A 13669-nucleotide genomic window follows, 5' to 3' on the forward strand; every position below is an offset into this window, starting at 1 on the left:
TGCCGTCACGACAAGGGGCGCCATTCTAGAGAAGCCCCCTGCCGCACGCAAGGCGAACTGGTGATTATTTGAGCAACCGCGAGGGCGCCGTCCTATTGCGACCGGGCGACGCGACCTCAGGCCTTGGGCGCCCCGGCCTTGCGCTGGCGCAGCGCTTCGAACAGGCAGACGCCGGTGGCCACAGAGACGTTCAGGCTGCTGACGCTGCCGGCCATCGGCAGCTTGACCAGATAATCGCAGTGCTCGCGGGTCAGGCGACGCATGCCCCTGCCCTCGGCGCCCATGATCAGCACGGTGGGCCCGGTCAGGTCCTGCTGGTACAGCTCCTGCTCGGCCTCGCCGGCGGTGCCGACCACCCACAGACCACGCTGCTGGAGTTTTTCCAAACTGCGCGCCAGGTTGGTCACCGCCACCAGGGGCACCACCTCGGCGGCACCGCAGGCGACCTTGCGCACCGTGGCGTTGAGGGTGGCCGACTTGTCCTTCGGCACTATCACCGCCAAGGCACCGGCGGCATCGGCGGTGCGCAGACAGGCGCCGAGGTTGTGCGGGTCGGTCACGCCGTCGAGCACCAGCAACAGCGGCGGCCCTTCGGCGCGATCGAGCAGCTCTTCGAGCATCGCCTCGCCCCACACCTGACTCGGACTGACATCCGCTACCACACCCTGGTGCACGCCCTCGACCCAGGCATCCATCTCGCGCCGCTCGCACTGACCGACGCTGACCCGCGCCTGCGCCGCCAGCTCAACCAGAACCTGCACCCGCGGATCGCTACGCCCCTCGGCCAGCCAGACCTGCTTGACCCGCTTGGGGTGGTGGCGCAGCAGCGCCTCCACGGCATGCACGCCGTAGATCTTTTCCAACTGACTCATGACTTCGCCTTACGCTTGCGCGGCCCGCCGCCATTGCCGCCGGACTCCGCCTTCGGCGGCCCCTTGCGGTGCTTGCTGGGCTTGCCGCTCTTTGCCGCCTCGGTCTTGCCACCGCGCCCCTTGGGCGACTTGCTCTTGGACTCGCTGAGCAACGCCTTTTTCAATTCGCGACTCTTCTCGACGTCGGTATTGCCGGCAGCCGCACGCTCGCCGCGACGCCCACCCTTGGCGGGGGCGGACTCGAAACCACCGCGCCGGCGCCCCGCAGGTTCCGTGCCGGCGCCTAGGGCCAATTCGAAGTCGATCTTGCGCTCGTCCAGATCGACCCGCATGACCTTCACCGCAACCGTGTCGCCGAGGCGGAAACTGCGCCCGCTGCGCTCGCCGGCCAGGCGGTGGTGCACCGGATCGAAGTGGTAGTAGTCGCCCGGCAGGGCGGTGACATGTACCAGGCCTTCGACGTAGATGTCGGTCAGCTCGACGAACAGACCGAAGCCGGTCACCGCGGTGATCACCCCGGGGAAGGTCTCGCCGACCCGATCCTTCATGAATTCGCACTTGAGCCAGTTGACCACGTCGCGGGTCGCCTCGTCGGCGCGCCGCTCGGACATCGAGCACTGCTCGCCGAGCTGCTCCAGGGCCGGCTCGTCGTATGGATAGATGCGTGCCTTGGGCATGCTCACCGCGCCGGCGCGCTTGACGTGCGGGGTGTCCTGCCTGGAGCGGATCACGCTGCGAATCGCCCGGTGGATCAGCAGGTCCGGGTAGCGGCGAATCGGCGAGGTGAAGTGGGCGTAGGCGTCGTAATTCAGGCCGAAGTGACCCTGATTGTCGGCGCTGTACACCGCCTGACTCAGCGAGCGCAGCATCACCGTCTGAATCAGGTGATAGTCCGGACGCTCGCGAATGCTCTCCAGCAGCGCCTGGTAGTCCTTGGGCGACGGCCCCTCCTTGGCCTTGCCGCGATGCAGCGACAGGCCCAGCTCGGTGAGGAAGGCCTTGAGCTTCTCCAGCCGCTCCGGCGGCGGACCGTCGTGCACCCGGTACAGCGCCGGGATTTCGTGCTTCTGCATGAACGCCGCGGTGGCGACGTTGGCCGCCAGCATGCATTCCTCGATCAGCTTGTGCGCGTCGTTACGCTGGGTTGGGCGGATCTCGGCGATCTTGCGCCCAGAGCCGAAGATGATCCGGGTTTCCTGGGTCTCGAAATCAATGGCGCCGCGCTCATGGCGAGCGGCCAACAGCACCTGATAGAGCGAATAGAGCTGCTTGAGGTGCGGCAGCACCTCCTTGTACTCGCCACGCAGGGCCTTGCCCTCGCTGCTCTTGGGCTGCTCGAGCATGGCACTGACCTTGTTGTAGGTCAGCCGCGCATGGGAGTGGATCACTGCCTCGTAGAAGCAGTAGTCGGTCATCTTGCCAGTCTTGGAGATGCTGATCTCGCAGACCATGGCCAGACGGTCGACCTGCGGGTTGAGCGAGCACAGGCCGTTGGACAGCTCCTCGGGCAGCATCGGGATCACCCGCTCGGGGAAGTACACCGAGTTACCGCGCACCTGGGCCTCGGCGTCCAGCGCCGAATCCACCTTCACATAATGGGAGACGTCGGCGATGGCCACGTAGAGCTTCCAGCCGCCGGAGAACAGGCGCCAGTTGCCGCCGCTCTTCTCGCAATACACCGCGTCGTCGAAGTCACGGGCATCCTCGCCGTCGATGGTGACGAAAGGCAGGTGGCGCAGGTCGATGCGCTTGTCCTTGTCCTTCTCCTCGACCTCCGGCTTGAGCTTGCGCGCCTCCTTGAGCACGGCCTCCGGCCACACGTGGGGGATGTCGTAGCTGCGCAGCGCCACGTCGATCTCCATGCCCGGGGCCATGTAATTGCCCACAACTTCGAGCACGTCGCCCTGGGGCTGGAAGCGCGGGGTCGGCCAGTGGGTGATCTTCACCTCGACGAACTGGCCCTGTTTGGCCCCGGCGTTGCGCCCCGGGGTGACCAACACTTCCTGCTGAATTTTCGGGTTGTCGGCGACCACGAAGCCGATGCCGCTCTCCTCGTAGTAGCGCCCCACTATGGTCTCGTGGGCTCGGGAAATCACCTCGACGATGGCGCCCTCGCGGCGACCACGCCGGTCCAGGCCGGAGACCCGCGCCAGGGCGCGGTCGCCGTCGAACACCAGGCGCATCTGCGCGGGGCTGAGGAACAGGTCGTCACTGCCGTCGTCGGGAATCAGGAAACCGAAGCCGTCGCGGTGGCCGCTGATACGGCCGAGGATCAGGTCCAGCTTGTCCACCGGGGCATAGGTGCCGCGGCGGGTGTAGATCAGTTGACCGTCGCGCTCCATGGCGCGCAGGCGGCGGCGCAGGGCTTCGATCTGCTCATCGCTGTCGAGGCCGAATTCGTCCTGCAACTGCTCGCGATTGGCCGGGGAGCCGCGCTCGGCGAGGTGCTGCAGAATCAGCTCGCGGCTGGGAATGGGGTTTTCGTATTTTTCCGCCTCACGAGCGGCCTCGGGATCGAGGGATTGCCAATCGGCCATTAGAGGGAGTTCACCTTTTCTATATAACGTCGGTTTGCCATATGTCTATTGAAGCGCGAAACCAGGGTTCGGGTCAGCCCGGTGCGCAGAATAAAATTTCTTGTCGCCTAGGGGTTTACAAGCCCCATGGGCGACCGTATAGTTCGCGCCCACAGCGTCGAGCAGACGTTGTAACACGAAGCAGATGAGCAATCATCGGTTTCAGTGCCCAGGTGGCGGAATTGGTAGACGCGCTGGTTTCAGGTATCAGTGATCGCAAGATCGTGGAAGTTCGAGTCTTCTCCTGGGCACCAATTTCAAACCGAGCTTATCGCTCGGCGAGTAACAAACGGAGACAATGATCCGTGTCGGCAACGACGAACATTGTAGCTGTGCCCAGGTGGCGGAATTGGTAGACGCGCTGGTTTCAGGTATCAGTGATCGCAAGATCGTGGAAGTTCGAGTCTTCTCCTGGGCACCAAATTCTAAAAAACCGAGCCGCTGACTCGGTTTTTTTATGCCTGCGATTTACCGTGCCTCGCCACGGCGCCACCGAAGTGACGCCGCCGCGACCTAGACGCGGAACTGCCCCAGGCTGGCCTTGAGCTGCGTCGCCAGACCATCCAATACCCTTCCGCTCTGCGCGGTGGCCGCCACCGCCTCGGCCGCGCGCTGCGCCTCGGCATGGATCACCTCGACCCGCCCACGCACCGCGTCGGCACCTTCGGCCTGATGCGCCGCCGCTTGCGTCGCTGCATTGATGGCGCCATGCACCTCCTCCACCGCCGCCTGCACCGCCTGCTGCACCCGGGCGCTCTCGCGCAATGCCAACAACCCCTTGTCGGCCTGCTGACCGGCCTGGCCGATCACCCCCACCGCCTCGCGAGCGCCCTCCTGCAATGCGCCGATATGCGCCTGGATGTCGCCGGTCGACTGCTGGGTCTTGCTCGCCAGCGCGCGCACCTCGTCGGCCACCACGGCGAAGCCGCGACCGCTCTCTCCGGCGCGCGCCGCCTCGATCGCCGCATTCAGCGCCAACAGGTTGGTCTGCTCGGCGATACCATGGATCACCGTCAGCACCACCTCGATCTGCTCGCTCTGCCGCGCCAGGCGCTCGATCACCGCCGCGCCGTCACCCACGCGCCCCACCAGCTCTTCGATGGCGCTACCGACCCGAGTGGCGATCGCCGCGTTGTCGTCGGCCGCCTGGCGAATCGCCGCCACCCGCTGCAGGGCCTCCTGCATGGCCTGACTCTCCGCCTGCGCCTCGTCAGCCATCTGCGCCAGTGCCTGAAGGCTGCCGGCCACTTCGTCCCGCTGACGCCCGGCCGCTGCCTCCGCCGCGGCGCTGCGCGCGCTCAGGCTGGCGATTTCCTGGCCGGTGCGCACCGCCACCTCCCCCGCCTCGCGGACGATCGGCTGCAGCTTGGCGACGAAGCGATTGACCGCCGCCGCCATGTCGCCGATCTCGTCGCGACTGGCCAACTCGACCCGCCGCGTCAAATCCCCCTCACCGGCCGCCCAGTCATCCAGCGCGACGATCAGCGTATGCAGCCGGCTGAGCACCCGGCGCCCGAGCACCAGCGCCACCACCAGGAGAATGCCCAGGCCGATCAGCGCCAGGCCCAGGCCGATATTCCAGCGCAACTCGGCGGCAGCCGCCTCGACCGCCAGACGACTGTTGTGCGTCATGTCCGCCGCCACCCGCTGCGCGCTGCCCAGGCGCGCGGCCAGGGCCGAACCGCTGTCGGCCGCGGCACGACTCAGGCCATCGGACACCAGCTGACCACTGCTGCCGATCAGGGCGACGAAACGCTGGTCCAGGGCCGACAGCTCCTGCTCCACCTCGACGGTGGAGACCCCCAACAGCACCTTGCCGATTTCCGCCCCCATGGGGCTGATCGAGGCCTCGCTGACATGCACGCCCGGATCGCCTGCCGCGGCATTGAGCAGCTTGTCCAGGGTGCCGCGCCCCTCGCCGCGCTCGATCAACGCCTTGACTCGCGGATCCTGACGATTGACGTGCCGGGTCAGGCGCTCGCCCTGGGCATCCAGGTACACGGCGAACAACACCCCCGGGTTGCGATGAGCCATGCGCACCAGCTCGGTCAGCGCCGGCACATCGCTGTCCCAGATGGCCTTGGGTGCGACCGCGGCGAGCAGCTGCGCCTGATCATCGGCCGACTGGCGGAGATTGCGCCCCAGGACCTCGCGCAACTGGGCCTGCTCGGCGCTCAGGCGCTGCTTCAGGCCGTCGGTCAGACTGCCCTGCATCCGCGCGGAGACCCCCTCCAGGCCGCCCTGCACCTCGCGCCCGGCCGCCTCGAGATCGCCCGACAGGCGCCGAGTATCCGCACCGAGGCGCTGCCCCAGGTCCTCCACCAGCGCCGTGACCGTCGTGCGCGTAAGCGCCACCGCCACCAGCACCTGTGCCAGCAAGGCCGCCCCCAGGGCCAAAAACACCGGACGCAGCAGGCGGCTGCGCAACAACAGAACGATGGCGGACACGGGCAGGACTCCTCTTAAACCGTACAGGCTATAACGGCGGCAACCGGGAAAGGTTTAGCCCTCACAGGCGCCGCACCAGAACGACAAAGGGCCGCACGAGGCGACCCTTTGCTGCGGCAGCACCGACTATCAGGCGAACGGATGGCGCAACACGATGGTCTCGTTGCGGTCCGGGCCGGTGGAGATGATGTCGATCGGCGCACCGACCAGCTCCTCGACGCGCTTAATGTAGGCCCGGGCATTGGCCGGCAGCTCGTCCAGGCTCTTGGCGCCCAGGGTGGACTCGCTCCAGCCCGGCATCTCCTCGTACACCGGCTGCAGACCCAGGTAGCTGTCGGCATCGGTGGGCGCGTCGACCAGCACCTGGCCCGCGGCATCCTTGTAGCCGGTGCAGATGCGGATGGTCTCCAGGCCGTCGAGCACATCCAGCTTGGTCAGGCACAGGCCGGAGATGCTGTTGATCTCGATGGCGCGACGCAGGATCACCGCATCGAACCAGCCGCAGCGGCGGGCGCGCCCGGTGGTGGCGCCGAACTCGTGGCCGCGCTTGGCGAGGAAGGCGCCGACGTCATCGAACAGCTCGGTGGGGAACGGACCGGAACCGACCCGGGTGGTGTAGGCCTTGGTGATGCCGAGGATGTAGTCCAGGTACAGCGGACCGAAGCCCGAGCCGGTGGCGATGCCGCCGGCGGTGGTGTTGGAGCTGGTCACGTAGGGATAGGTGCCGTGGTCGATGTCCAGCAGCGAGCCCTGGGCGCCCTCGAACATGATGTCCTTGTCCGCGCGGCGCAGCTCGTGCAGCACCGCGGTGACATCGGCCATCATCGGCTTGAGCAGCTCGGCGTACTCCATGCACTCGTCCAGGGTCTTCTGGAAGTCGATGGCCGGCTCCTTGTAGAAGTTCTGCAGCACGAAGTTGTGGTAGTCCAGCAACTCGCCGAGCTTGGCGGCGAAGCGCTCGCGGTGGAACAGGTCGCCGACCCGCAGGCCGCGGCGCGCCACCTTGTCTTCGTAGGCTGGGCCGATGCCGCGACCGGTGGTGCCGATCTTGGCGTCGCCCCGGGCCTTCTCCCGCGCCTGGTCGAGAGCCACGTGGTAGGACAGGATCAGCGGGCAGGCCGGGCTGATGCGCAGGCGCTGACGCACCGGCACGCCCTTCTCTTCCAGCTTGGTGATTTCGCGCAGCAGCGCATCGGGGGCGACCACCACACCGTTGCCGATCAGGCACTCGACACCCTCGCGCAGGATGCCCGAGGGGATCAGGTGCAGCACGGTCTTCTCGCCGTCGATGACCAGGGTGTGGCCGGCATTGTGGCCACCCTGGTAACGCACCACGGCGGCGGCCTGCTCGGTCAGCAGGTCGACGATCTTGCCCTTGCCCTCATCGCCCCACTGGGTCCCCAGGACTACGACATTCTTACCCATAACACTTGTCCTCTTCGCGCAAGCTTGATGCCGGCCGCAGCCGGCGGAAACGATTCAGGACGCCAGCGGCGCCACCTGCCAACGGCCATCGCGCAGCAGCAGCTGGCGATCGCAGCCGGCCTCATGCGCATCGGTCAATTCCTGCCCGGGCAGCGCCTGCACCACGCGCGCACCCTCGCTGCGCAGGCGCTGGACCGCCTGCCACAGGTATACATCGTGACTGTCCGGCGCCCAGATGCCGGCCGGCTGCTCGCCGAGCTGCATCCGTCCCAGGCCGACCAGGGTCTTCAGGTCGGTGGAGAAGCCCGTGGCCGGCCGCGCTCGACCGAAGTCGGCGCCGATGTCGTCATAGCGCCCCCCCTGGGCGATCGACTGGCCGACGCCCGGCACGAACGCGGCGAACACCACGCCGGTGTGATAGTGGTAGCCGCGCAGCTCGCCCAGGTCGAAGTACAGCGGCAGTTCGGGAAAGCGCAGGCTCAAGGCATCGGCGATCGCCACCAGCTCGTCCAGCGCGGCATGCACCTCGCCCGGCGCCTCGACCAGGCACGCCTGGGCCAGGTCCAGCACCTCGCGACCACCGCAGAGCTCGGCCAGGGCGCGCAGCATCTTGCCCAGCGACGCCGGCAGCGACGCGGTCAGCGCGGCGATCTCGTCCATGGCCTTGCGCTGCAGCGCATCGAACAGCTGCTGCTCGACCTCGCCGGACAGGCCGGCGGCACGGGCTAGGCCCCGGTAGATGCCGACATGCCCGAGGTCCATGTGCACGTCCGGCACCACCGCCAGCTCGAGCATATCCACCAGCAGGCTGATGACCTCGACATCGCTGGCCGGGCTGGCGTCGCCGTACAGCTCGGCGCCCAACTGGATCGGGCTGCGCGAAGTGGTCAGCGCCCGCGGCTGGGCATGCAGCACGCTGCCGGCATAGCACAGACGGCTCGGCCCCTCGCGGCGCAGGGTGTGGGCGTCGATGCGCGCCACCTGCGGGGTGATATCCGCGCGAAAGCCCATCTGCCGCCCCGACAGTGGGTCGACCACCTTGAAGGTGCGCAGATCCAGATCCTGGCCGGCGCCGGTGAGCAGCGACTCCAGGTATTCGATATGCGGCGTCACCACGAATTCATAGCCCCAGCGCTGGAACAGATCCAGCACCTGGCGCCGCGCCACTTCGATGCGCGCCGCTTCCGGCGGCAGAACTTCTTCGATGCCATCTGGCAGAAGCCAGCGGTCTACCGTTGCCATTTCGCCTTTCCCCTCTCGATCCGGGCGGCACAAGCCATCAGTGAAGCAGATAAAGGAGAGCCGTTCCCAGCAGCATGCTGGCCAGCCCCATCAGACGCAGTCGCCGATCCGACAGCCGTATCAGCTGTGCGACCGCTCCACGCCATTGACGCGGATAGAGGAAGGGCAGGATGCCTTCCAGCACCAGCAACAGACAGATCGCGACGCCCAGTTCCTGCCACATGATTCCCACAGACGCAAAAAAGCCGGGATTTTCCCGGCTGCCGCATCATACCACGTTTTCCCCGGCGGTCACCCCGACGACCGCCTGGCGGCCGTCGGGGCATGCCTCATTGCTTGGACTTTTCCAGGTAACGGAAGAAGTCGCTCTTGGGGTCCAACACCAGCACATCGCGCTTGTCCGCGAAGCTTTCGCGGTAGGCCCGCAGGCTACGGTAGAAGGAGTAGAACTCCTGATCCTGACCGTAGGCCTGGGCATAGATGGCGGCCGCCTGGGCATCACCCTCGCCGCGCAGCTCTTCGGCCTGGCGGTAGGCCTCGGCCAGCAGCACCCGGCGCTGACGATCGGCATCGGCGCGAATGCCCTCGGCCAGCTCCTTGCCCTTGGCGCGGTGTTCGCGCGCCTCGCGCTCACGCTCCGAGCTCATGCGATCGAACACGCTGCGGTTGACCTCCTTCGGCAGGTCGATGGCCTTGACCCGCACATCCACCACCTCGATGCCCAGCTCGCTCTGCGCGGCCCGGTTCAGCGAGGCGGTCACGTCGGCCATCAGCGCATCGCGCTCGCCCGACACCGACTCGTGCAGGGTGCGCTTACCGAATTGGTCGCGCAGCGAAGCCTCCAGACGCCGCGCCAGACGCTCGTCGGCGATCTGCTTGATGCCCGAGGTGGCGGTGTAATAGGCCTCGGCATCGAGCACCCGCCACTTGGCGAAGGCGTCGACCATCAGCGCCTTCTTCTCCAGGGTGAGGAAGCGCGAGCTGCTCGAATCGAGCGTCAGCAGGCGGCCATCGAACTTGCGCACCTGATTGACGTACGGAATCTTCACATGCAGGCCCGGTTGCACGTCGGGCTCGACGATGCGACCGAACTGCAACAGCACCGCACGCTCGGTCTGAGCGACGATATAGAAGCTGTTCCAGGCGACGATCACCAGCACCACGCCGACGATCAGGGCGATCAGCGATTTATTGCTCATCAACGGCTCTCCCTAGTACGCAGCTCAGGCTGACGCTGGCCACTACTGCTCATGCGTGCCCCGAGATCACCGGCAGCGGCGCCGGAGATGGCGCTCGGCGCGGAACTGCTGCGACCGTCGATCATCTTGTCCAGCGGCAGGTAGAGCAGGTTGTTCTGCCCCTTATCGCCCGTGACCAGGACCTTGCTGGTATTGCCCATCAGCTCCTGCATGGTGTCCAGATACAGACGCTCACGCGTGACTTCCGGGGCCTTGCGGTACTCCGCCACCAGCTTGCTGAAGCGATCGGCCTCACCCTGGGCGCGGGAAACCACCTCATCGCGATAACCGCTGGCGTCCTCGATCATGCGCTGGGCCTGACCGCGAGCCTCGGGCACCACGCCATTGGCGTAGGTCTCGGCCAGGTTCTTCTCGCGCTGCTCGTCCTCGCGGGCGCGGATCACGTCGTCGAAGGCCTCCTGCACCTCGCGCGGCGCGGCGGCGCTCTGCACGTTGACCTGGGTCACCAGGATGCCGGTGCGGTAGGTATCGAGGAAGCGCTGCAGGCGATCCTTGACCTCGCTGGCCAGCAGCTCGCGCCCCTCGGTCAGCACCTGGTCCATCTCGGTGGAGCCGACCACATGGCGCACGGCGCTGTCGGTCGCGTGCTGCAGGCTGATCTCCGGCTGGTCGACGTTGAGCACGAAGTCCTGCAGATTGCCGATCTTGTACTGCACGGTCAGCGGCACTTCGATGATGTTCTCGTCCTCGGTGAGCATCTGCCCCTGCTTGCTGTAGGCACGCTCGCGGGTGACGTTCTCCTGGAACTTGCGATCGATCGGCGGGAAATAGATGTTCAGGCCCGGACCGACGGTCTCGTAGTACTTGCCGAAGCGCAGCACCACCGCCTGCTCCTGCTCGTCGACCACGTAGATCGCGCTGTACAGCCAGACCACCGCCAGCAAGCCGAGGCCGACGAACAGTAGGCCGAAGCCCCCGCTCTTGCCGGAGCCGTCATCACCGCCACGTTTCTTGCCGCCGCCGAACAGCCCGTTGAGGCTCTCCTGCAGCTTGCGGAAGGCCTCGTCGAGATCCGGCGGCCCCTTGCGGTCGCCGCCTCGGCGCCCACCCCAAGGATCCTGATTGTTCGAGTTGCCACCCGGCTCATTCCAAGCCATAGCGCTCTCCATACTGATAAAGCAAAGACGCGCCCACGGCGCGTCGGCCAATGCTACCCAATGCCCACCACCAGCGGCAAAGCCGCTGGCGCAGGCTTTATTGCAAAGTGTGTTGCTCGAGAAACTCCACTGGCTGCAACCCCTCGCGACTGACCAGGCGATTGAGCTCCACTCGCGGCAATCGCACCGCCAGCAGACTGCTGCCATCCTCGGCATGTCCCTCGCTCTGCACCGCGCCCAGGGCGAAGAATTGCGCGCGCAGGCGCCCCAATCGCTGAGGCAGGCACAGGGTGCCGACGAACAGATCATCGCCCAGCAGCTCGGCGATCGCCTGTTCCAGCAATGGCAGGCCGCGCCCGTCGCGAGCAGACAGCCAGACCCGCTGCGGCCGGCCGTCGGCATCACGCTGGATCTGCGGCTCTACGCCTTCGAGCAGGTCCAGCTTGTTGTACACCTCCAGCATAGGCAGTTCCTGGGCACCGATCTCGCCCAGCACGGCCACCACCTGCTCGATCTGCGCCATTCGCTCGGGCTCATGGGCATCGATCACATGCAGCAACAGGTCGGAGTTGCTCGACTCCTCCAGGGTCGCCCGGAAGGCCTCGACCAGCTTGTGCGGCAGGTGGCGGATAAAGCCCACGGTATCGGCCAGCACTATCGGCCCCAGGTCGTCCAGCTCCAGACGGCGCAGGGTCGGATCGAGGGTGGCGAACAGCTGGTCGGCGGCGTAGACCTCGGAGGTCGTCAGGGCATTGAACAGCGTGGACTTGCCGGCGTTGGTATAACCGACCAGGGAGACCGAGGGGATGTCCGCCCGCCGACGCCCACGGCGGGCCTGCTCGCGCTGGCTGCGCACCTTCTCCAACTTCTGCTTGATCTGACGAATGCGCACGCGCAACAGGCGCCGGTCGGTCTCCAGCTGGGTTTCCCCCGGACCGCGCAGACCGATACCGCCCTTCTGCCGCTCCAGGTGGGTCCAGCCGCGCACCAGCCGGGTACTCATGTGGTCGAGCTGGGCCAGCTCGACCTGCAGCTTGCCCTCGTGAGTGCGGGCGCGCTGGGCGAAGATATCCAGGATCAGTCCGGTACGATCGAGCACGCGACACTCGAAGACCCGCTCGAGGTTGCGCTCCTGACTGGGCGTGAGGACGTGATTGAAGATCACCAGGTCGGCTTCGGCAGCCTTGACCAGGTCGCGCAACTCCTCGACCTTGCCGCTGCCGATCAGGTACTTCGCGGTCAGCCGACCGCTCGGCACGCTGAGGAAGGCCACCGCATCGGCGCCGGCCGAAAGGGCCAGCTCCTGAAACTCTTGCGGATCTTCGCGCGCCTCGGAGTCCTGGCCTTCCAGATGAACCAGGATGGCCCGTTCACCCCCTTCATGGCGCTCGAAGAACAATGCAGCCCCCTAGTCAGGCGTTACCGGGCTCGGCCTCAGCCTGCTCGGATTCGGAAGCGCTCGGCAGTCGCACCGGGCGGCTCGGCACCACGGTGGAAATGGCGTGCTTGTAGACCATCTGGCTCACGGTGTTCTTCAGCAGGATGACGAACTGGTCGAAGGACTCGATCTGTCCCTGCAGCTTGATGCCGTTGACCAGATAGATGGAAACCGGGACGCGTTCCTTTCGCAGGGTATTGAGGTAAGGGTCTTGTAGCGAATGCCCTTTTGACATGTGCCGCACTCCTTTAAGGTCAAAACAATAATTTTAATAAACCAACAAACGGCTTTAAGCCGTCTTACCCCCAAGGATAGACGGCTCACGGCAAGGTCTTAGGCCAATATGGAGACCGTCGCCAGGTATTTCAAGGCTCGTGGCAGATTGTCGCAGTCCAGGCTGTCGAGCCAGTGCACATCCGACCAACTGCGCAGCCAGGTGAACTGCCGCTTGGCCAGCTGACGCGTGGCGATGATGCCGCGCTCGCGCATCTGCGCCTCGCTCAGGTTGCCGTCCAGATAGTCCCACACCTGACGATAGCCGACCGACCGTATAGACGGCAGCCCCACGTGCAAGTCACCTCTGCGCCGCAGGCCTTCGACCTCGTCGACGAAGCCCTGTTCCAGCATCGCCTGAAATCGTTGCGCGATGCGGGCGTGCAGGACCTGACGCTGCGCCGGGGCGATGGCCAGGCTGGCGACAGTATAGGGGAATCGCGCCGCCGCCGAACCGGGATTTTCCGCGACCTGGCGCTCATGGTGCGCCGTCATCGTCAAACCGCTGAGGCGGTAGACCTCCAACGCCCGAACCAGGCGCTGCGGATCATTGGGGTGGATGCGCGCCGCCGACTGCGGATCCACCGCCTGCAACTCGCGATGCAGCGCCGCCCAGCCCTCGGCCGCCCCCCGCGCCTCCAGCTCGGCGCGCAGCTGCGGGTCGGCGCTCGGCATGTCGGCCAGCCCCTCCAGCAACGCCTTGTAATACAGCATGGTGCCACCGACCAGCAGGGGAATACGGCCGCGCGCGGTGATCTGCGCCATCGCCGCCAGGGCGTCGGCGCGGAACTCGGCCGCCGAATAGCTCTCGGCCGGGTCGCGGATATCGATCAGGCGGTGGGGAAACTCGGCCAGCACGGCCTTGTCGGGCTTGGCGGTACCGATGTCCATACCGCGATAGATCAGCGCCGAGTCGACGCTGACCAACTCGCACGGCAATACCCGCGCCAGCTCCAGGGCCAGATCGGTCTTGCCGGCAGCCGTCGGCCCCATCAGGAAAATAGCCGGCGGCAGGCGCTCGGGCATGTTCAGACCTTCC

General features: G+C 66.3%; 11 protein-coding genes and 2 tRNA genes. 2 read left to right on the forward strand and 11 right to left on the reverse strand.

The genetic code is table 11. The annotated features are described in order from the left end of the window. Positions 1-116: 116 nt before the first annotated feature. Complete coding sequence (rlmB, locus tag ACSX1C_RS12905) at positions 117-872, reverse strand: 23S rRNA (guanosine(2251)-2'-O)-methyltransferase RlmB (RefSeq protein ID WP_439886446.1); 756 nt, start codon at positions 870-872, stop codon at positions 117-119. Beyond that, positions 869-3409 (reverse strand): ribonuclease R, encoded by a 2541-nt coding sequence (rnr, locus tag ACSX1C_RS12910; protein WP_439886447.1) that lies wholly within the window; start codon positions 3407-3409, stop codon positions 869-871. Before rnr ends, rlmB begins: the two co-directional genes overlap by 4 nt. Positions 3410-3615: 206 nt before the next feature. On the opposite strand from rnr, the gene ACSX1C_RS12915 reads away from it, so the two are divergent. After that, positions 3616-3702 (forward strand) — tRNA-Leu (locus tag ACSX1C_RS12915). Positions 3703-3782: 80 nt separating this feature from the next. Then, positions 3783-3869 (forward strand) — tRNA-Leu (locus tag ACSX1C_RS12920). 92 nt (positions 3870-3961) lie between these two features. On the opposite strand, the gene ACSX1C_RS12925 is transcribed toward ACSX1C_RS12920, so the two are convergent. From ACSX1C_RS12925 to miaA, 9 genes are all read right to left on the reverse strand, one after another. Next, complete coding sequence (locus ACSX1C_RS12925) at positions 3962-5896, reverse strand: methyl-accepting chemotaxis protein (RefSeq protein WP_439886448.1); 1935 nt, start codon at positions 5894-5896, stop codon at positions 3962-3964. 129 nt (positions 5897-6025) lie between these two features. Further along, positions 6026-7321: an adenylosuccinate synthase gene (locus tag ACSX1C_RS12930; RefSeq protein ID WP_439886449.1), complete on the reverse strand. Its 1296-nt coding sequence runs from the start codon at positions 7319-7321 to the stop codon at positions 6026-6028. Positions 7322-7375: 54 nt separating this feature from the next. After that, complete coding sequence (locus ACSX1C_RS12935; RefSeq protein WP_439886450.1) at positions 7376-8563, reverse strand: ATP phosphoribosyltransferase regulatory subunit; 1188 nt, start codon at positions 8561-8563, stop codon at positions 7376-7378. A gap of 37 nt (positions 8564-8600) precedes the next feature. Then, positions 8601-8786: a DUF2065 domain-containing protein gene (locus ACSX1C_RS12940; RefSeq protein WP_213639515.1), complete on the reverse strand. Its 186-nt coding sequence runs from the start codon at positions 8784-8786 to the stop codon at positions 8601-8603. A 106-nt stretch (positions 8787-8892) separates the two neighbouring features. Then, positions 8893-9762 carry a protease modulator HflC gene (hflC, locus tag ACSX1C_RS12945; protein ID WP_439886451.1) on the reverse strand — a complete coding sequence of 290 codons (870 nt, stop codon included), beginning with the start codon at positions 9760-9762 and terminating at the stop codon, positions 8893-8895. Further along, positions 9762-10919 carry an FtsH protease activity modulator HflK gene (hflK, locus tag ACSX1C_RS12950; RefSeq protein ID WP_439886452.1) on the reverse strand — a complete coding sequence of 386 codons (1158 nt, stop codon included), beginning with the start codon at positions 10917-10919 and terminating at the stop codon, positions 9762-9764. Before hflK ends, hflC begins: the two co-directional genes overlap by 1 nt. A 97-nt stretch (positions 10920-11016) precedes the next feature. After that, positions 11017-12318: a ribosome rescue GTPase HflX gene (gene hflX, locus ACSX1C_RS12955; protein ID WP_439886453.1), complete on the reverse strand. Its 1302-nt coding sequence runs from the start codon at positions 12316-12318 to the stop codon at positions 11017-11019. Between the two features lie 13 nt (positions 12319-12331). Beyond that, positions 12332-12592, reverse strand: coding sequence for an RNA chaperone Hfq (gene hfq, locus ACSX1C_RS12960; protein WP_213639519.1), 261 nt, complete (start codon positions 12590-12592; stop codon positions 12332-12334). A 98-nt stretch (positions 12593-12690) separates the two neighbouring features. After that, on the reverse strand, positions 12691-13656 hold the full coding sequence (gene miaA, locus ACSX1C_RS12965; RefSeq protein WP_439886454.1) for a tRNA (adenosine(37)-N6)-dimethylallyltransferase MiaA: 966 nt from the start codon (positions 13654-13656) through the stop codon (positions 12691-12693). Between the last annotated feature and the right edge of the window lie 13 nt (positions 13657-13669).

The organism is Pseudomonas sp. MBLB4123 (genome assembly GCF_051904775.1).
Lineage (GTDB): Bacteria > Pseudomonadota > Gammaproteobacteria > Pseudomonadales > Pseudomonadaceae > Aquipseudomonas > Aquipseudomonas benzenivorans_B.

What these genes read in the sequence shown, in the direction of transcription:
- ACSX1C_RS12940 (WP_213639515.1), bottom strand. Translation starts at nt 8,786, where the DNA reads ATGTGGCAGGAACTGGGCGTCGCGATCTGTCTGTTGCTGGTGCTGGAA.
- rnr (WP_439886447.1), bottom strand. Translation starts at nt 3,409, where the DNA reads ATGGCCGATTGGCAATCCCTCGATCCCGAGGCCGCTCGTGAGGCGGAA.
- rlmB (WP_439886446.1), bottom strand. Translation starts at nt 872, where the DNA reads ATGAGTCAGTTGGAAAAGATCTACGGCGTGCATGCCGTGGAGGCGCTG.
- hflC (WP_439886451.1), bottom strand. Translation starts at nt 9,762, where the DNA reads ATGAGCAATAAATCGCTGATCGCCCTGATCGTCGGCGTGGTGCTGGTG.
- ACSX1C_RS12930 (WP_439886449.1), bottom strand. Translation starts at nt 7,321, where the DNA reads ATGGGTAAGAATGTCGTAGTCCTGGGGACCCAGTGGGGCGATGAGGGC.
- hfq (WP_213639519.1), bottom strand. Translation starts at nt 12,592, where the DNA reads ATGTCAAAAGGGCATTCGCTACAAGACCCTTACCTCAATACCCTGCGA.
- hflK (WP_439886452.1), bottom strand. Translation starts at nt 10,919, where the DNA reads ATGGCTTGGAATGAGCCGGGTGGCAACTCGAACAATCAGGATCCTTGG.
- miaA (WP_439886454.1), bottom strand. Translation starts at nt 13,656, where the DNA reads ATGCCCGAGCGCCTGCCGCCGGCTATTTTCCTGATGGGGCCGACGGCT.
- ACSX1C_RS12935 (WP_439886450.1), bottom strand. Translation starts at nt 8,563, where the DNA reads ATGGCAACGGTAGACCGCTGGCTTCTGCCAGATGGCATCGAAGAAGTT.